17 protein-coding genes are annotated in these 16,422 nt (G+C 69.9%); 8 read left to right on the forward strand and 9 right to left on the reverse strand.

Features of this window, described 5'->3' with window-relative positions:
* Positions 1-115 precede the first annotated feature (115 nt).
* Complete coding sequence (locus FKO37_RS01795) at positions 116-874, forward strand: nuclear transport factor 2 family protein (protein WP_238603566.1); 759 nt, start codon at positions 116-118, stop codon at positions 872-874.
* Here FKO37_RS01795 and FKO37_RS01800 read toward each other — a convergent pair.
* Together FKO37_RS01800 and FKO37_RS01805 are read right to left on the reverse strand one after the other, a co-directional pair.
* A complete protein-coding gene (locus tag FKO37_RS01800; RefSeq protein WP_238603567.1) occupies positions 858-1,952 on the reverse strand; it encodes a winged helix DNA-binding domain-containing protein in 1,095 nt (364 codons plus the stop codon). The genes FKO37_RS01795 and FKO37_RS01800 overlap by 17 nt on opposite strands.
* A 23-nt stretch (positions 1,953-1,975) precedes the next feature.
* Positions 1,976-2,818: an NAD(P)H-binding protein gene (locus FKO37_RS01805; RefSeq protein WP_037807280.1), complete on the reverse strand. Its 843-nt coding sequence runs from the start codon at positions 2,816-2,818 to the stop codon at positions 1,976-1,978.
* 96 nt (positions 2,819-2,914) lie between these two features.
* Between FKO37_RS01805 and FKO37_RS01810 the strand changes: the two genes are divergently transcribed.
* Positions 2,915-3,871, forward strand: coding sequence for a YafY family protein (locus FKO37_RS01810; RefSeq protein WP_037807278.1), 957 nt, complete (start codon positions 2,915-2,917; stop codon positions 3,869-3,871).
* Between the two features lie 3 nt (positions 3,872-3,874).
* Here FKO37_RS01810 and FKO37_RS01815 read toward each other — a convergent pair whose 3' ends face one another.
* From FKO37_RS01815 to FKO37_RS01825, 3 genes are all read right to left on the reverse strand, one after another.
* Complete coding sequence (locus FKO37_RS01815; protein ID WP_037807679.1) at positions 3,875-4,660, reverse strand: metal-dependent hydrolase; 786 nt, start codon at positions 4,658-4,660, stop codon at positions 3,875-3,877.
* A 60-nt stretch (positions 4,661-4,720) separates the two neighbouring features.
* Positions 4,721-5,074 (reverse strand): STAS domain-containing protein, encoded by a 354-nt coding sequence (locus tag FKO37_RS01820; RefSeq protein ID WP_009086015.1) that lies wholly within the window; start codon positions 5,072-5,074, stop codon positions 4,721-4,723.
* Between the two features lie 220 nt (positions 5,075-5,294).
* Positions 5,295-5,600: a WhiB family transcriptional regulator gene (locus FKO37_RS01825; RefSeq protein ID WP_009086013.1), complete on the reverse strand. Its 306-nt coding sequence runs from the start codon at positions 5,598-5,600 to the stop codon at positions 5,295-5,297.
* Between the two features lie 151 nt (positions 5,601-5,751).
* Between FKO37_RS01825 and FKO37_RS01830 the strand changes: the two genes are divergently transcribed.
* The 3 genes from FKO37_RS01830 to FKO37_RS01840 all read left to right on the forward strand — a co-directional run bounded on the left by FKO37_RS01830 (position 5,752) and on the right by FKO37_RS01840 (position 7,425).
* Positions 5,752-6,168, forward strand: a complete 417-nt coding sequence (locus FKO37_RS01830) for an anti-sigma factor (RefSeq protein WP_037807276.1) — start codon at positions 5,752-5,754, stop codon at positions 6,166-6,168.
* A complete protein-coding gene (locus FKO37_RS01835) occupies positions 6,165-6,941 on the forward strand; it encodes a SigB/SigF/SigG family RNA polymerase sigma factor (RefSeq protein WP_037807274.1) in 777 nt (258 codons plus the stop codon). The genes FKO37_RS01830 and FKO37_RS01835 overlap by 4 nt, the downstream gene beginning before the upstream one ends.
* A 64-nt stretch (positions 6,942-7,005) precedes the next feature.
* Positions 7,006-7,425 carry an ATP-binding protein gene (locus FKO37_RS01840; protein ID WP_037807271.1) on the forward strand — a complete coding sequence of 140 codons (420 nt, stop codon included), beginning with the start codon at positions 7,006-7,008 and terminating at the stop codon, positions 7,423-7,425.
* Here FKO37_RS01840 and FKO37_RS01845 read toward each other — a convergent pair.
* Positions 7,371-7,889, reverse strand: coding sequence for a hypothetical protein (locus tag FKO37_RS01845; protein WP_238603568.1), 519 nt, complete (start codon positions 7,887-7,889; stop codon positions 7,371-7,373). The genes FKO37_RS01840 and FKO37_RS01845 overlap by 55 nt on opposite strands.
* A gap of 124 nt (positions 7,890-8,013) precedes the next feature.
* Between FKO37_RS01845 and FKO37_RS01850 the strand changes: the two genes are divergently transcribed.
* Positions 8,014-9,015 carry a LuxR family transcriptional regulator gene (locus FKO37_RS01850; RefSeq protein ID WP_238603569.1) on the forward strand — a complete coding sequence of 334 codons (1,002 nt, stop codon included), beginning with the start codon at positions 8,014-8,016 and terminating at the stop codon, positions 9,013-9,015.
* A 29-nt stretch (positions 9,016-9,044) separates the two neighbouring features.
* Here FKO37_RS01850 and FKO37_RS01855 read toward each other — a convergent pair whose 3' ends face one another.
* The 3 genes from FKO37_RS01855 to FKO37_RS01865 all read right to left on the reverse strand — a co-directional run bounded on the left by FKO37_RS01855 (position 9,045) and on the right by FKO37_RS01865 (position 14,174).
* Positions 9,045-12,761, reverse strand: a complete 3,717-nt coding sequence (locus FKO37_RS01855) for a S8 family serine peptidase (protein WP_238603570.1) — start codon at positions 12,759-12,761, stop codon at positions 9,045-9,047.
* Between the two features lie 86 nt (positions 12,762-12,847).
* Positions 12,848-13,501, reverse strand: a complete 654-nt coding sequence (locus FKO37_RS01860; RefSeq protein ID WP_238603571.1) for an alpha/beta fold hydrolase — start codon at positions 13,499-13,501, stop codon at positions 12,848-12,850.
* Between the two features lie 13 nt (positions 13,502-13,514).
* A complete protein-coding gene (locus FKO37_RS01865; RefSeq protein WP_134663874.1) occupies positions 13,515-14,174 on the reverse strand; it encodes an HNH endonuclease family protein in 660 nt (219 codons plus the stop codon).
* A gap of 242 nt (positions 14,175-14,416) precedes the next feature.
* Here FKO37_RS01865 and FKO37_RS01870 point away from each other — a divergent pair, with 242 nt between their 5' ends.
* Together FKO37_RS01870 and FKO37_RS01875 are read left to right on the forward strand one after the other, a co-directional pair.
* On the forward strand, positions 14,417-15,454 hold the full coding sequence (locus FKO37_RS01870; protein WP_238603572.1) for a tetratricopeptide repeat protein: 1,038 nt from the start codon (positions 14,417-14,419) through the stop codon (positions 15,452-15,454).
* Between the two features lie 72 nt (positions 15,455-15,526).
* Positions 15,527-16,417: a hypothetical protein gene (locus tag FKO37_RS01875; protein WP_238603573.1), complete on the forward strand. Its 891-nt coding sequence runs from the start codon at positions 15,527-15,529 to the stop codon at positions 16,415-16,417.
* Positions 16,418-16,422 lie beyond the last annotated feature (5 nt).

Genomic DNA, 16,422 nt, shown 5'->3' on the forward strand with positions numbered 1-16,422 from the left:
GCCGACCGTGTCTCAGATCTCCAGACCCTCGTTGACAACCGGAGTACCGGCTCCGTATTGTCGTAAGCGGGTGCCCCGTTCCGATTATCCCCCGTCTTCCCGAGTGAGGTTTCCGATGCCCCGCACCGTGGCCGAAGTGGCCGAGATCGTCGCGAACGCGCTGAGCGCCTTCGACTCCGCGCCGCTCGCCGACGTTCTCGCCGAGGACGCCGTCTACGAAATCCCGTTCACCGGCCACCGCTCGGCCGGCCGGGACGCAGTGCTGGCCACGCTCGGCGCGGGCAGCGCCGTCGCGGCCCGGATCGGCCTGGAGAAAGTCGAGGTCACGACCACGGAGACCGCGGACGGGTTCGCCGTCGAGCTCGTCGCCGAGGGCCGCAACCCGCACACCGGGCACAGCTACCGGCTCCCGTCGTCCGCCGGGCTGCTGACCGTGCGGGACGGCGAGATCACCCGGTACCGCGACTACCCGAACCACGGCGCGGCGACCGCGTTGCACGGGACGAAGGAGGTCTTCCAGCGCTTCCTCGACGCGGCTGTCGACAACCGCTGGGACGACCTCGCCGACCTGTATTCCGACGACGTCGTGATCGAAATCCCGTTCGCGCCGGCCGGAGTGCCGAAGGTGACGCGCGACCGGGAGGAGTTGCGCAAACGCTTTCACCAGGCCGGAGAGCGTCGCCGGATCACCAAGGCAGACCGGGTCGTGGTGCACGAGACCAGCGATCCGGAGGTGCTGGTGGCGGAGTACGACCTGCACGGCGAGTACGAGGGCAAGCCGTATGTGTCGACGTACGCGATGGTGCTGACGGTGCGCGACGGCCGGATCGTGCACTCCCGCGACTACTCGGGCGCGCCTAGGTTCGAGGAGTAATCCCGCGGATGTCGTGGTCCGCGCCAGGAGCCGCGAACTTCAGCAGAAGCGAACCTTCGGTCTCGCCCTCGGCGCGTTCGGCGGCGGTCAGCGGCCGGAACGGCTCGATCTCCAGCGTCGCCGACGTCTTGTCCTGCCGCAGCTTCCACGCCCCGGCGACCTGACCGTCCACCAGGAAAGTGGCACGCATCCCGTTACCGGTCATGACGCGTTTGCGGTCTTCGGCGGAGATCACCCGGGTGCGGTCGGCGTGCGAGGCCAGCAGGTTGTCGTACTCCGGCAGGAAGCGGACCGGTGCCGGAGCGTCGGCGGCGGGGCGGGGTGCGTCCGGCAGGTCGAACAGCTCCGTCCCGCCTTCGTCCCGGAAGACCGCCAGCCGCGGCCGCAAGCTTTCCAGGACCGGACGCAGCCGGGTTCGGCCTGCCCAGGTCTGCACGTCGGCGGCCGAGGCCGGGCCGAAGGCGGCGAGGTAGCGCAGCACGATCTGTTCGGCATCGGCGGCGGAGGCCGGTTCGGTTCCGGTCCAGTCGGCCGCCGCCGCGTACCGGGTGGCGCCGCCGATGCCCCAGACCGCCCGCGGCGGCACTTGCACCAGCGGCACGAGGTTGCGCACGACGGTGGCGAGCGCGTGCGGCTCGCGGTCAGGCCACTGTTCGTGCAATGCCGCCCGGAGTTCCTTGGGGGTAAGCGGCCGGGCGCGAAGCAACGCCCGGCCCGACTCCGCCACGGCCGCGCGGTCCACCCCTGCCAGCGGCGCCTTGAACGCGGTGTCGAGTTCGCGGTCGAGCGCGTCTTGCGACCACGGACGCAAGGCGCGATAGTCCGCCACAGTGACCAGGTGAACGGTGCTGCGCATCTGGGCCACCCGCACCAGCCGGCGTTCGGTCAGCGCGTCCGCCAGGTCGGCGGTGCGGAACGCCCGGATCCGGCTCCAGAGCCCGAAGTAAGGCGCGTACGGCGCCTGCGCTTGCATGCCGACCAGCCGCGCGACCGCCTCCTCGACGGTCGCGTCGGCCCGTTCCAGCAGCCACTGACGAGCCAGCAGAGCGCGTCCCAGCGTTCGCCGCCCGAGCGTCATGGTGCGGTCCTTCCGGTTGTCGATCAGTTGCTGAAGTCGGCTCGGTGATCCGCGGCCCACTGGGCGTAGGTGCGGGCCGGGTGCCCGGTGATCTGCTCGACGATGTCGTTGACCGGTGCGGGTTTGCCGACCGTCTGTGCCATGAGGTCGAACAGGGCGGCCAGGAATTCCGGGTCCATGAACTGGCTCATCTGCTCCCGGACTGGCTCCGGGTCGAGGTCTTCGACAACGAGCGGACGCCCCAGCGCCTCGCCGAGGACGCGAACCTGGTCCGCCTGGGTCAGCGAGTCCGGGCCGGTCAGATCGTAGGCCTGCCCGGCGTGCCCGCCGCCGGTCAGGATCCGCGCGGCGACCTCCGCGACGTCCCGTTCGTGCACGGCGCTGAACGCCGCTTCGGCATACGGCACGCGGATGACGTCGCCGTGCGGAAGCTGCATCGCGAACGTCAGCGAGTTGATGGCGGGGAACAACAGCCGCAGGAACGTCCACTCGATGCCGGTCTCCTCGACGGCCCGCTCCACGTCACGGTGGTACTGGGCGATCACGTCAGGCTGGTGTTCGGCGCCGGGAACGACCGCTCCGGAGGACAGCAGCACCAGCCGCCGCACCCCGGCCTTGACCGCGGCCGCGAGCAGCGGAGCGACGTCCATCCCGTACTGGAGGACCAGGAACGCGGCTTCCACCCCGGCCAGCGCCGGCGGCAGAGTCTCGGGCTTGGTCAGATCTGCGCGGACCACGTCGACCCCTTCCGGGAGTCCGGCCCGCTCCGGGGCGCGGGTCAGCGCCCGCACCGGCGCACCCGCGGCGACCAGTTCTTCCACTGCCTGACGTCCGAAGTGGGCGGTGGCTCCGATGACGAGATACATGCGTGGTTCCTCCGTGCGGTTCCGTTTTCCGACTTGTCCCCACCGTAGGAGCCGATTAGGCAAGCTACGTTCCTATTCGCGAGGGATACTGAAAAAATGCTGGAAACCTCGGCGCGGTTGCTGCGCTTGCTCTCGCTGCTCCAGACGCCCCGCGAATGGACCGGAGGCGAACTGGCCGAACGGCTGTCGGTCAGTCCCCGCACCATCCGCAACGACGTGGAACGCCTGCGCACCCTCGGCTATCCGGTGCACGGCAGCCGCGGTTCGGTCGGCGGCTACCGGCTCGGGGCCGGGGCCGCGCTGCCGCCGCTGCTGCTCGACGACGAGGAAGCGGTCGCGGTGGCGATCGGGCTGCGCACCGCTGCCGGAGGCACGATCACCGGCGTCGAGGAGACTTCGCTGCGCGCGCTGGCCAAGCTGGAGAAAGTCCTGCCCGCCCGGCTTCGGCGGCGCGTCGACGCCATCCAGCGCTACGCCGTCGCGGTGCCCCGGGACGACCTCGGCCCGCGGGTGGACGCGGGCGTCCTCAGCACCCTCACCGCCGCCTGCCGCGACCACGAACGCGTGCGCTTCGACTACCTCGGCCACGACGGCACCGAGAGCAGGCGAGACGTGGAGCCGTACCGGCTGGTCAACTGGGGCCGCCGGTGGTACCTCGTCGCGTTCGACACCGCACGGGACGACTGGCGGACCTTCCGGGTGGACCGGATCAGCCCGCGCACCCCGGCCGGGCCCCGGTTCCCGCCCCGCGACCTCCCCGAAGAGGCCGTCGACCAAGTCCGCCGGGGCGTGTCCTCAGCCGCGTGGCGGTACCGGGCGCGAGTCGTGGCGCAGGTGTCCGCGGACACGCTGGCCGAGCGGATCAATCCCGCGATCGGCGCTGTCACGCCGCTTGACGACAACCGTTGCGTGCTGGATACGGGTGCGGACAGCGTCGAGACTCTTGCGGTTCATCTCGGTTCGCTCGGGGTCGACTTCACGGTGACGGAACCGCCCGAACTCGTCGAGGCCGTGCGTGCGCTCGGGGATCGGTATCAGCGCGCCGTCCGGTGAGTCTTACTGAGTCGCGGTCTGCGAAGCCGATGGCGTGAACAGGTGCTCCACCGTGGCGACCGTCCAGTCCCACACCCCCGGCACCAGCAAGATCCCCACCAGCGCGAACACCGGGAACACCAGCCGCGTCTCCACCTTCTTCCCGGTGTGCAGCCGCAGCGGTTTCGGCGGGCGGAGTTCGTACCAGGTCTCCCCCGCGATCGGCAGCGGGAACAGGAACGGGCAGCCCGACTCGGTGAGCGAATCGCCGAGACAGTGCACGAAACAGCCGGCCGCGACGGCCACGCCGAGCCAGCCGGAGATGTCAGCCAGCTGAGCTACCCGGTCATCCGGCGCGGTGAAGTACCACCAGGCCACCGCTCCGCCATAGGGCAGCAGCAGCCAATCGCCCAGAGCCGCGACCGCGAGCAGCAAGCCGAAGAGCAAGACGCCCAGCACGGCCCAAGCCCCGCCGGCGGTACAGCCGGCGGAGGTAGCCGCGCCGAGGGCGACAGCGAACAAGAGGGTGTGCGACAGGTGCCGGTGCGTGCCGGTCACCTTTTCGTCGCGAGGGCCCTTCGTCAGGGCGTATACAGCTGCAGACACCCGGCGCAGCAGCCACGACAGCGCGCCGGTCAGCCAGCCGAACAGCCGGGTCGCGCTGGCGCTGGGATGGTCCAGGTCCGGCAGCAACGCGAAGCCGGCCGTGGTGGCCGCGAAGACCACCGCCTGGTGCACCGAGCCGACGCCGACCGCGGGCGCGAGGGCGAGCCCCGCGCACCAGCCGGTCAGGGCGTGTGTGCGCCCCATCATGATGGTTATCCCCCAGGTCGCGGACCATTTCAGAGTCCGCGCGACCGTATCGGGAGATCAGGCCGGAGGTTCCTCCGACACGCTCAGGTGTTCGGCCACGCCGGTGAGCTCGATCACCCGGCTGACCGCCGGGCTCGGCACGACCTCGAGTTCGACGTCCTGCTCCCCGGCCTGCCGCTGGGCGTGCAGGACGACGTTCAGCGCCGATGAGTCGAAGAAGGTCACCCCGGTGAGGTCGGCCACCACGCGACGGGAATTCTTGTCCGCGATCAATCCGGCAAGAGCTTCCTGCAGCTGCGGGCTGGTGAGCAGATCGAGCTCACCCGTGACCACGACCCTCGGCTCGGCGGCCGCGGTGTCCAGCGTGATGCCGAATCCGGGCGGAGTGGCGTTCTGGTCGGCTGCGGGCATGCAGTTTCTCCTCGTCAGGCGCTGCTCCTGCGCCGGTACGCGCCTGTTGTCTCAAGAGGCAACCGTGTCACGGTCCCAAGCATCTGGAGACCCAACCCTAACCCAGTGGGTGACTGAGTCCGCGTCGGCACATGGCAACACCCTTGGCGCGCGGGCGACGGCGGACGCACAGCACCCCGCGCGCCGCAGGTGGGCGCGCGGGTCGCGGGGGTCGGTCAGCTCAGGCGGACACCGTCTTGCGCTTCGCTCGCCGTTCGCGCATGAAGAGCTCGCGGCGCTCGATCTCGCCGAGCCCGCCCCAGATCCCGTACGGCTCTTCGACGGTCATCGCGTGCTTGCGGCACTGGGCCAGCACCGGGCAGGTGTGGCAGATCGCCTTGGCACGGGACTCGCGGCGCTCGCGCGCGGAACCGCGCTCATTGTCGGTATGGAAGAACAGGCTGCTGTCCGCTCCGCGGCACGAGCCTTGAAGCTGCCACTCCCACTCCTCGGCCACCACGTTGGGCAGTCGGCTCACGTCAGCCATGTCGTCCCCACCTTTCCCGGGATCAGCACACTCGACGGCTACATGCCCGCCGGTCGCGGCGGTCAAACGCGGGTTTGGTTTGCTCACCCCCCGGGCATGTGGCAGATCGGGCACGAAAGACTGGCGTGGCACGCCGGAGAGAGGACAGCACGTGGAGGAGAACGCCCCGCTCGAGCGCGAGGACGCACAGCTCATCGAGGTGCGGACGGCGGCTATCCCGCACGTGGTGCCCACCCTGCGCACCATCGTCGCCGACATCGCGATGCGCCAGGACTTCGACCTGGACGCGGTCGAGGACCTGCGGATGGCCGTGGACGAGGCCTGTTCGATGCTGTTGCCCTCGGCCGCCGACGGCAAGCTGACCTGCGTGTTCTCCTGGCTCGAGGGCCGGATCGAGGTCACTGTGTCGGTGGTCTCCGACCGGGCCGAGCACGGCGACGAGACCGGTCTGTCCTGGCAGCTGCTGACCGCGCTCGCGACCTCCGCGCGGCGCACCGTGACCCCGGCCGACGGCCGGTACCTCTCCCGGGTGCAACTGGTCCGGGAGAGTGAGGCGGCCAGCTCGTGACGAACCCCGCCGGCGGCGACAAGCCCACCGACGTGGCAGCACTGTTCCACGAGCTGACGCAGCTGCCCGAGCACGCGCCGCGCCGCGAGGAGATCCGGGACCAGCTGGTGCGCGAGCATCTCGAACTGGCGCGCAATCTCGCCCGGAAATTCCGCAACCGCGACGAGGCGATGGACGACCTCGTGCAGATCGCGACCGTCGGGCTGATCCACGCCGTGGACCGCTACGACCCGGCGCAGGGCACCGATTTCCTCGCCTTCGCGGTGCCGACGATCTCCGGCGAACTGCGCCACCACTTCCGCGACAACAGCTGGTCGGTCCGGGTGCCGAGACGGCTCAAGGAACTCAACGCGACGATCTCGGCCGCCCGCGAGGAATTGACCGTGCGGCTTTCGCGCGCGCCGAAGCCCAGTGAGATCGCGCGGCATCTCGGCGTGCCGATCGAGGACGTCTACGAAGGCCTGCGGGCCGGTCAAGGCCGTTACGGGGCCTCGCTGGACAACCTGCTGGAGAACTCCGCGCACACGCGCTTCGGCGCGCCGGACGCGAACCTCGGCCAAGCCGAACTGCGCGAGGCGCTGCGGCCGATGCTGGACAGTCTGCCCGAGCGCGAGCGCAAGATCGTGGCATTGCGGTTCGGGTCCGGGATGAGCCAGTCGGACATCGCGCGCCGTGTCGGGGTTTCCCAGATGCAGGTGTCGCGGCTGCTCGCGGCGACGCTGAAAAAGCTCCGTACCGGACTGGCCGAGACTGACATCACCGAGGGCACCTGATTCGCTTTCGGCCGGGTTGGGTAAACACCACATGCGAGCACAGCGGCCGGGAGGTGCAGAAGCCATGACGACGTCGAGGATGCCGACCAGGAGCACCGGGGCGACTGCCGCCACCGTGCTTCTGGAGCTTCCGGACGACGTCACCGCGCCCGCCATCGCGCGGGCCCAGGTTCGCGCCGCGCTCGCCCAGCTCGACGTTCCCGCCCAGCTGCGCGACGACGTGCTGCTGGCGACCTCCGAGCTGGTCACCAATGCCTTCGAGCACGGCGACCGGCCGGACCGGCTGGAACTGCGGCTCGAACACGGCGAACTGATGGTGCGGGTCTTCGACACCTCTGCCTCCATTCCGCAGCTGAAGGAACCGGTCGCCCCGTCCGCGGCGCGCAGCCGGGGGCTGCAGCTGGTACGCGCGTTGTCCCGGCGCTGGGGTTACGACCCGGCTGAGGGCGGCAAGTGCGTCTGGGCGGCGTTCGGCCTCAGCTGACGGCGGCCGCCCACCACGAGTCCGGCCGCGCCGAGCACCCCTAGCCCGACTCCCAGCCAGCCCACGATCATGCGCGGCCGTTCGGCGGCCGCACAGCCTTCCGCACCGTGCGCCTCGGCGATCAGCCAGCTCTCCGGCGAGCTGAGCGCCGTGCCGCAGCCGATCCGGACGCTCGTGGTGTCCGTCGGCGGGTCGCCCTGGCCGAACATATTCGCCGGAAGCCCCAGCATCTGGTCGCTTCGCGTGCCGTAGATCGCCCGGACGTCGGTCGGGTTCCCGGCGTCGTCGAGGTAATAAAGGGCAGTCACCGGCAGCAGGAAGAACACGATCCCGGTGATGAAGCAGGCCGCGGACGCGAGTCCGATCCACAGCGCCGGACGCCGGGCGAGCGGTTTGCGCGATCTTCCCGGGAAGACCTGGTCATCCGGGCCGGGGGACGTCGCGGGGCGGGGATCGTCGGTCATCGTCGAGCCTCCTGATCGGGGACGGCAGGCCCGGTTGTAGTCCGGTTCGCCGGGACTGGTCCCCGGCGGGCGCTGTCCGGTTTTGTCTCGTTCGCTCCCGTTGCCGGTGCCTTACGCTCGCCGGATGCTGGACGCAATCGGGGTGACTGGGGAGGAAGAGCGGGTCTACCGGCTCCTCGTGGGGATGTTCGACGCCGGACCGCGGCAGGTGGCCGAGCAGCTGGGGCTGAGCGCGCCGCAGGTGTCGGCGATCCTGCGTTCGCTGCACGCCAAGGGGCTGGTCAGCCTGGTCGCCGGGGACGAGCCGCGGTACGCGCCGTCGCCGCCGGACGTCGCGTTCGGGCCGTTGCTGATGCGCGGGCAGGAATCCCTGGAATGGGCGCGCACCGCGGTGAGCCGGATGGCCGAGGAGTACCGCGGCGGTGCGCGACGGCGGGACGCGACCCAGCTGGTCGAGGTGATCACCGGCAGCGCGGCGATCCGGCAGCAGCTGACGAACATCCAGGTCGGCGCCCGGCACGAGCTGCTGTGGTTCTGCCGGGCCGGGCACATCGCGATGGCGTCGGGCGAGAACGCCGACGAGTACGACGCGCTGGCTCGCGGCGTGCGGTACCGGGTCGTCTACGAGCGGGCGATGCTGGAAGAGCCCGGCATGATCGAGAATGTCGCGCACGGGATCCGGCACGGCGAGGAGGCGCGGTCGTCCACCGTGGTTCCGGTGCGGCTGGCGATCGCCGACGGCACCATCGCGTTGTGCCCGCTGGTGCAGAATCTCGACGGCTCCGGCGAACCGACCGCCGCGTTGATCCGCGAGAGCAGTCTGCTGGCCGCGCTGATCGCGTTGTTCGAAAGCTATTGGGAACGCGCGTGGCCGCTGCGCGCGGACGGGACTCCGCAGGACGCTCCCGGCGGCGCCGGTCCGGACCGCGACGAACTGCACCTGCTGTCGCTGCTGGTCGCCGGGGTGACCGACAAGGCGATCGCGACGCGGCTCGCGGTGAGCCAGCGGACCGTGCAGCGGCGGATCCACGACCTGATGACCCGGATGAACGTGCAGACCCGGATGCAGCTGGCGTGGGAGGTCAGCAGGCAGGGCTGGCTCGACGAGCCTGCGGCAGCCGGATAACCGCGGGGGGTTATCCGGCTGCCTCTTTCTCAGGAGAGCCCGTAGGCCCGGATCACCGTCTGCTGCACCGCGTTCCCGTCTCCGTCGGATCCGTGCACGCGCAGCGCGACGAACCCGTTGGTGCGGTCCAGCCGCGGATGGTCGACCACGGCGCGGAAGCGGCCGCCGCCGAGGCTGTCCATCCGCTTGACGTTCGTCCACGTGCGACCGTCGTCATAGGACACTTCGACGGTCAGCCGCGGATTCTTCGGCGCGGCCATGCCGTCCTGGTTGCGGACGGTGAACTCGACCGGCAGCGAACGTCCGGCGCGTGCCTGCTGCGCCAGATCGGTCTGCACGCCGTAATCCACCTGCAGCAACGGAAGCAGGTCCGTTTTGCCTTCGGCGGGCCGCTTCGACCCGAAGGTCCACGACGTTTCGGTGTGCGTGCCGTAGGCCCAGTCCGGAGTGGACTTGGTCAGCGCCAGGTCGAGCCGGTACTTCGCCGGGTCCGCCGAAGCGGGGAACTTGCCCCACGCCGCCGGGCCTTCCTTGACGAGTTTTCCGTCCTGGTAAAGCTTCGCGCTCACCTGGTCCGGTTGCTCATCGCCCAATTCCGCTTCGGAGAACGCGTAGTGCGAGGTTTCCGGGTCGGCGAACTCCGGGATGCGGAAGGCGAAAGTGTCGCCGGTGCGCGAGGTTTCCAGTCCGGCTCCGCGCGGGATCGCCGGGCGGACCACCGGCGCGTACCAGTTTTCCGTCGTCCGTTGCCCAGGGCTCAGCGTATGCGGCTGTTCGAGCATGCCGACCCCCAGCGGTTGGAAAGTGTCCCAGCTGAGCTTGTTGTTCACCCGGTGCTGCCAGATCGTCTCGTCGGTCGAAACGATTTCCTCGCGGGCGGTTCCGGTGTGCGCGTACCGCTGATACTGGTTGATCGCGGTCTTTTCCCACGGCCGCCAGCCGAACCGCTGCTCGGAAAGCCATTCGTCCTTGCCGGTCGCGTGGTAATTCGCGGTGACCGTCGCGGTGTTGCGCTCGCTGACCTGGTAGACGATCTTGTCCGGAATCTGGTCGTGCGTCACCTGCATGATGTCGTACAGGTACGGGCTCACCGGCGTGCCGTGCAGGAGCATGCTCGTGAAACCGAAATTCGCCCGGTCGGCCAGTTTCATGCCTTGTTCGTTCGTGACTCGCACGGCGGGAATCGGCAACCGCTTGCCGCGCGGCTGCCAGTGCGCGTACGTGTGCTCGTCGGGCAGGCTGACGACCATCACCATCGCGGCGCCCGCGGCGGCGGCCAGCTTCGCCGCCTCTTCCGGGTTGGTGCCGTCCTTCGCGGGAGTCACCACCGCGATTTTCCCGCGCGCCTTGGCGTATTGCTCCGGTTTGTTCGCGTCGACCGGGACGACGTCGAGCCATTTCATCCCGGAAATCGTCGGGGACGAGGCGTAGTAGAACAGTTCGGTCTTGACGCCGAGCCACGGCAACGTGGTCGCGGTCAGCATCGGCGCGGTGAGCTGCCACCGGGAGCCGAATTCGAACGTTCCGTTCTTCACCTTCTGCGTCGGCGTCACGTAGATGTGCCGGACGCCGGGGAATTCCATGACGTAGTTCGAGATCTTGCGGGAGCCGAATTCGCGGTGCGCGTAGCTGCTGATGATGTTTTCCAGCGTCGACGGCCGCGGCGTCTTGATCTCGACCGGCACCGCGTTCCGCGCGTCCAGCACCAGGTTCAGGTCCTTGGTGATGGTGAACTCGGGCTTGAGCACGATCGCGAGTTCCTCGTCCGGAGCCAGTCCGGTGTGGAACATCCCGCGGGCGTAGTAGGTGCCCTCCGGGAGTTCGGTGACGAACGGATGGTCGCTTTGGATGGTCCGGACGATGTCGTACCGCATGTCGTCGCCGAAGAGCTGCAGATCCATCGGGTACGCCTTGCCGTCGCGCCCGATGCCGGTGATGCTCACCTTGTGCTTCGGCGGTTCCTTCACCAGGCCGACCGTCGTGTGCACGGCGCCGACGAGAACGCTGCCGGTGTAGTTGCCAGGCACCAGCGCGGCCGAGTCGACAGTGATCGCGACTGTCGCGGTCCCGTTGGCCGGAACCTCCACAGTGGACTTGTCGAGCTTCACCGCGTCGCCAGGAGTGGCACCGTCACCGCGGCGCAGGTCGAGCTTCGGCGTGAGAGTGACCGGCGCGGAAGTCGTGTTGGTGTAAGTGATTTCCTTGCGCACCGGACCGCTGTCGTTGGTTACCGGGCCGAGGTTCAGCGTGCCGGTCGCGAAGACTCCGGGACGCACCGCCGCGGCCGCGACGTCCACTCGACCGCCGCCCTGCTGGAACGCGTTCAGTCCCGCAGAAGGCTTCGACGTGCTGGCCAAGCCGTCCTTGAGCTGCTGAGCGGTCCATTGTGGATAGCGCTGCGCCAGAATCGCCGCCGCACCAGCGACATGCGGAGTCGCCATCGACGTGCCGGACGCCGCGGTGTAGTACTGATCCACCACCTCGCCGAGCGAAGTGCCGGCCGCGCGCGCCGCGACAATTCCCACGCCGGGCGCGGTGATGTCCGGCTTCACGGCCTGGTCGCCCTGCCGCGGGCCCATGCTGGAGAACGGGGCCAGCTCGTCCTTGCGGTCCACCGCGCCGACGGTCAGCGCGGAATCCGCGGTGCCCGGCGTGCCGATGGTCGACGCGCCTTCCTGTCCGTCGTTGCCCGCGGCGACCACGAACAGCGCGCCGGTGCGGGCGGTGAGTTCGTTGAGGCCGACGCTGAGGTCGTCGGTGCCGTCGGTCGCGCCGCCGCCGAGGCTCATGTTGATCACCTTGGCGCCGGAGTTGGCGGCCCACTCCATCCCTTGCAGGACTTCGGAAGACGAGGCCGTGCCGTCGTCGCCGAGCACCTTGCCGACGTACAGCTTCGCGCCGGGTGCCGCGCCCTTGCGCGTGCCGCCCGCGGCCGCGCCGGTGCCCGCGATGGTCGCCGCGACGTGCGTGCCGTGGCCGAACCGGTCGACGACGTCCGGGCTGGTCGAGAAGTTGGCCGATTTCGCGACCTTGCCCGCGAGGTCCGGGTGGTTGGGGTCGTAACCGGTGTCGAGCACGGCCACCGCGACGCCGGATCCGTCGAATCCGGCCGCCCATGCCTCCGGCGCCCCGATCTGCGGGACACTGCGGTCGAGCGACGCGTGCACCTTGCGGTCCAGCGTAATCCGTTCCACCGCACCGGAAGCCGCGTGCGGACCGGTGAAGGACTTCCAGAACTCCCCGGCGCGCTTCTTGTCTTCCCGCACCGCACGGCCGTTCACGCTGGGCAGTTCGGCGCCCTGCGTGGTGGCGGCGAGCGCCGGCGCGGCAGCGATCGAGACGCCCTTCGCGTAGTGCGCGATCATCGGCACCGTCGGGCTCGACTCGTCGGCGTACCCCTGCGCGATCAGGTCGGTGACGTTGAACAGGGCTTTGTCGAGGCGCTTGTCCGCGACGAGCGACACCGCGTCGGCCGGGATGACCTGCAGTTTTCCGTCCACTTCGGACTGCGTGAAGCGGATGTTCTCCCGCCCCTTGCCCGGCCGGACCGTCGCGATCTGCCTGCCGCCTTGGACGCTTTCGACTTGCACGACGTCACCCGTGAGCAAGGTGACCGTGTGCCGTTCACCGGGACCAGGCGTCGGTGAACCGCTCGCGGGCTCGGCCGCCGCGGGCGCCGCGTGGCCGAGTGCCGCGACCAGTGCGCCCGTGCAGCCGAGAGTGATGGCTCGTGATCTCCACGTCATCGCACAAGATTCGGGGCGAGCCGGGGTTCACGTCACTAGCTCGCGGTGTCGCGGTTGTGACATGTCGCAACTGGGACAGCGCCTGGTCAGCCAGCCGCCGTCGCGTAATACGCCATTAGGCGGTCCGCCAGTTCGTCCGGACGGCTCAGCAGCGCGAGATGGGAGCCGGCCATCTCGTCCGCGTCCGCTCCCAGCCGCTCGCGCGCGACCCGGCGCAGCAGATCCGCGGCGAAGAACCGGTCGTCGCGGAACAACAAGACCTTCGTCGGCACGTCCGGCAGCCGCTCGCCCGGCCACGGAACGCTGTACTCCGCGCTGTTCTGATCCCGGCCGCGCCGCTCGTTTTCCTCCGCCAGCTCGGCCGGGACGTCTGCCATGAACTGCTCGGTGACGCTCAACCCCTCGGTCGATTCGAAGCCGACGTTGCCCCACCACTCCCCCGGAGCTTCGCCCGGCGCGGGCACCATCCCGGCGACGAACACGAGTAGCCGCGCACCGACCCGTTCCGCCACGAGCGGCGCGGTGAACCCGCCGTAGGAATGGCCGACCACGACGACGTCCTGGGCGTCGCCGATCGCCGAGACGACGGTGTCGGTGAACTCGGTCAGCGTCGCCCGCGGGTTCTCGATGGGCAGGTCCGGTGCCACGACCTCGTGGCCGGACGCCTCGAGCCGCGCGGCGACCAGGTGCCAGTCCCAGCCGCTGCCGCCGCCCCCGTGGATCAGTGCGAAGGTCGCCATGGGGCCCAGCTTGTCACGCTGGGCAGCGCTTCAGCATGTCCTGCAGCGCGTTCTTCTCCATGTCGGTGATCGTCAGCCCGTAGTAGTGCTTCACCGTGACCCAGTCGGTCGCGTAGGTGCACCAGAACGACACCAGCGGCGGCTTCCACTCGTCCGGAGCCTTGTCGCTCTTCTGCCGGTTCACGCTCGCCGTCACCGCGAACAGCTGCGGCCGCGTGAGGTCGTTCGCGAACTGCTCGCGCTTCTCCTGCGTCCAGTCGCGCGCGCCGCTCACCCACGCCTGGCCGAGCGGGACCATGTGGTCGATGTCGAGCTGGGTCGCCTTGGTCCAGGTCTGGCCGTCGTACACGCTGAGCCAGGTGCCCGACGTCGGCTTGCAGTCGCTGCCCGCCTTGACGTCCTTGCCCGCGCGCTTGAGGACGGCCTCGCGGGTGTCGCAGTTGTCGCCCTGGCTGTCCCAGTGCTTGAACTTGTCGCGCGAATAGCCGGTCATGGTGCCGCGCGCGCCGATCTTCAGCTCGGACAGCTGCTTCGTCGCGTCCGCGGCGGACGCGGGCGCCGCCTCGGACTGGGTGTTGCCGACTTCTCGCTGGCCGTACCAAAACCCGACGACAGCGATGAGCAGCACGACCGCGAGCAGCACGGTGCGCTTGGTGGGGAACGGCCGGGCCATGGTGCGCGGGATCCTCTCGGGCGGGGACTTCGGGGAGCCGGAGTATGCCTGTCGCCGGGCCGGTAATCGCGCAGACACTCTCGGCAGCGCTCGAGCCGTGGCAAGGACCACGTCGGGCCAGTTGTTGCCGGTCAACGAAAAAGCCCAGATCAGCGGGGGTGGATAACGCTCGCGAAGGTGTCACGCGGGCGCGTCGCGAAACGATTGACTTGAGTGGGGAGCCGGAAAGGAGCGGGTGCGAGATGCCCGGGCGGCTGCGGAAGTGGAACACCCGAGTCGATGACTACCTGCGCCGGAAGGCGGCGGAGGGCGGCAACGTCGTGGCGATGACGCGGGTCGCTGCTGACCTGCGCGAACGCGGCGATGCGGCGGAGGCCGAGGAGTGGTACCGGCGGGCCGCGAACGGCGGCGACCGGATCGCCATGACCGCGCTGGCCCACCTCCTCGCCGAACGCGGCGCCGACGAAGAAGCCGCCCGCTGGTACCACGAAGCCGCGCAGGCCGGTGAACCGCACGGGATGGCCGGATACGCCCGTACCTGCGAAAACCAGGGTCGTCTCGGCGACGCCGAACACTGGTACGCCGCCGCGTTCCAAGCCGGCGCGACGGAGGCGGCCGGACTGCTGGGCCACCTGCTGGTCCAAGACGGCCGCTACTCCGACGCCGAGGGCTGGTGCCGCGCAGCCGCCGAGGACGGCGACGCGACCGCGATGCTGGACCTCGGCGCTGTCCTGCGAGAACTCGGCGCGCCCGAGGAGATGGCGCACTGGTGGCGAGCCGCGGCGGACGCGGGCGAACTCTCCGCGACCTGCTTGCTGGGCCGGGAAGCGGAACGGGCCAACCGGGAGGGCGACGCCGAGCGATGGTTCCGTCGCGGCGCGAAGGGCGGGCACGTCGAGGCGAAGGTGCGGCTGGGGCTGTTGCTGCACCGCCGGGGCGACCTCGAAGAAGCGGAGACCTGGTACCTCGAAGCCGCCGAGGCGGGCGACGCGGCGGCGATGACCAACCTCGGCGTCCTCGCCCGCAATCGCCGCGACGACGGCGAAGCCGCGGCCTGGTACCGCAAGGCCGCCGAGCACGGCAGCATCCCCGCGCTCACCAATCTGGGGCATCTCGCCGAGGCCCGCAGCGACCTGGCACAGGCCGAACGCTGCTTCCGGGTAGCCGCGGAAACCGGCGACGTCCAGGGCATGCTGAGCCTGACCCGGATGCTGCGCGCCCGCGGCGCGACCGCCGAGGCCGACCACTGGCAGGCCCTCGCCGCCGACCGTCCACAGTAGACGCTTTCTCGGGGTCGATCTCCGGGAACTTCCCCGATGTTCCCCGGCGCCGGCGCGGCTAGCGTCGATCGAGTGTTCCGACGCGTGCTTCTCGCCATCCTCGCCGGTATCGCGGTGTTCCTGGTGCCGTGGACCGTCTACCTCGGGCTGACCCTGCCCGAGCACTTCGACACGAGCCAGTGGCGGGTCGCCTGGGTCGGCTTCGACATCGTTCTGCTGTTGTGTTTCGCCGCCTCCGTGCTGCTCGGGATGCGCCGCAGCCGCGCCTCGGTGCCGATGCTGGCCGCGACCGCCGCGCTGCTGTGCTGCGACGCGTGGTTCGACGTCGTCCTCGACTGGGGCGGCCCCGACCAGTGGGCCAGCCTCGGCACCGCGTTGCTCGCGGAGGTGCCGATCGCGGTGTTCCTGATGCTGCGTGCGCGTGCTCTGCTCGCCGGGAACGCGCGACCGCGGCCGTTGACCATGCGCGACATCGCTGTGCACACGAACCCGAACTACCAGCGGTTGCTCCGGTTGCTGCCCGCCACGTCGGCCGAACTGCGCACGCAGATCCCGTCGATCGACGTTCCGGCCGCGCTGCTGACCCTCACCCACGCCGGATACACGCGCCGCGCCCGCGACGGCCGCTGGCACTCTGTCCCGCAGAGCACGAACGAAGCCAGGCCGGAGGACTTCCCCGAGGAGGACCGGCCGAAGCTGGCCGCCTACCTGGACGCGAAGTACGACCGCGAGGTGCGCCTGATGGCCTGGGCCGCCGAACGCCGCGACACCTTCGACGGCTGGACCGCCGGGAGCCGCGCCGGCATCCGGCTGAGCCACAAGGACTTGAAGGAGTTCGAGGCGGAGTACCTGGAACTGGTGCACCGCTACGCCGCGCGCAAACCCGGTCCGTCCGACGAGGCGCGTGATCTGGCCGTGCGGTTCTACGCTTTCCCGGAGCCGAAACCCGCTGAGCTGGCGTAGGTTTC

Source organism: Amycolatopsis sp. Poz14 (genome assembly GCF_006704225.1).
Classification (GTDB): domain Bacteria; phylum Actinomycetota; class Actinomycetes; order Mycobacteriales; family Pseudonocardiaceae; genus Amycolatopsis; species Amycolatopsis nivea.

What these genes read in the sequence shown, in the direction of transcription:
- FKO37_RS01795 (WP_238603566.1), top strand. Translation starts at nt 116, where the DNA reads ATGCCCCGCACCGTGGCCGAAGTGGCCGAGATCGTCGCGAACGCGCTG.
- FKO37_RS01800 (WP_238603567.1), bottom strand. Translation starts at nt 1,952, where the DNA reads ATGACGCTCGGGCGGCGAACGCTGGGACGCGCTCTGCTGGCTCGTCAG.
- FKO37_RS01805 (WP_037807280.1), bottom strand. Translation starts at nt 2,818, where the DNA reads ATGTATCTCGTCATCGGAGCCACCGCCCACTTCGGACGTCAGGCAGTG.
- FKO37_RS01810 (WP_037807278.1), top strand. Translation starts at nt 2,915, where the DNA reads ATGCTGGAAACCTCGGCGCGGTTGCTGCGCTTGCTCTCGCTGCTCCAG.
- FKO37_RS01815 (WP_037807679.1), bottom strand. Translation starts at nt 4,660, where the DNA reads ATGGGGCGCACACACGCCCTGACCGGCTGGTGCGCGGGGCTCGCCCTC.
- FKO37_RS01820 (WP_009086015.1), bottom strand. Translation starts at nt 5,074, where the DNA reads ATGCCCGCAGCCGACCAGAACGCCACTCCGCCCGGATTCGGCATCACG.
- FKO37_RS01825 (WP_009086013.1), bottom strand. Translation starts at nt 5,600, where the DNA reads ATGGCTGACGTGAGCCGACTGCCCAACGTGGTGGCCGAGGAGTGGGAG.
- FKO37_RS01840 (WP_037807271.1), top strand. Translation starts at nt 7,006, where the DNA reads ATGACGACGTCGAGGATGCCGACCAGGAGCACCGGGGCGACTGCCGCC.
- FKO37_RS01845 (WP_238603568.1), bottom strand. Translation starts at nt 7,889, where the DNA reads ATGACCGACGATCCCCGCCCCGCGACGTCCCCCGGCCCGGATGACCAG.
- FKO37_RS01850 (WP_238603569.1), top strand. Translation starts at nt 8,014, where the DNA reads ATGCTGGACGCAATCGGGGTGACTGGGGAGGAAGAGCGGGTCTACCGG.
- FKO37_RS01855 (WP_238603570.1), bottom strand. Translation starts at nt 12,761, where the DNA reads ATGACGTGGAGATCACGAGCCATCACTCTCGGCTGCACGGGCGCACTG.
- FKO37_RS01860 (WP_238603571.1), bottom strand. Translation starts at nt 13,501, where the DNA reads ATGGCGACCTTCGCACTGATCCACGGGGGCGGCGGCAGCGGCTGGGAC.
- FKO37_RS01865 (WP_134663874.1), bottom strand. Translation starts at nt 14,174, where the DNA reads ATGGCCCGGCCGTTCCCCACCAAGCGCACCGTGCTGCTCGCGGTCGTG.
- FKO37_RS01870 (WP_238603572.1), top strand. Translation starts at nt 14,417, where the DNA reads ATGCCCGGGCGGCTGCGGAAGTGGAACACCCGAGTCGATGACTACCTG.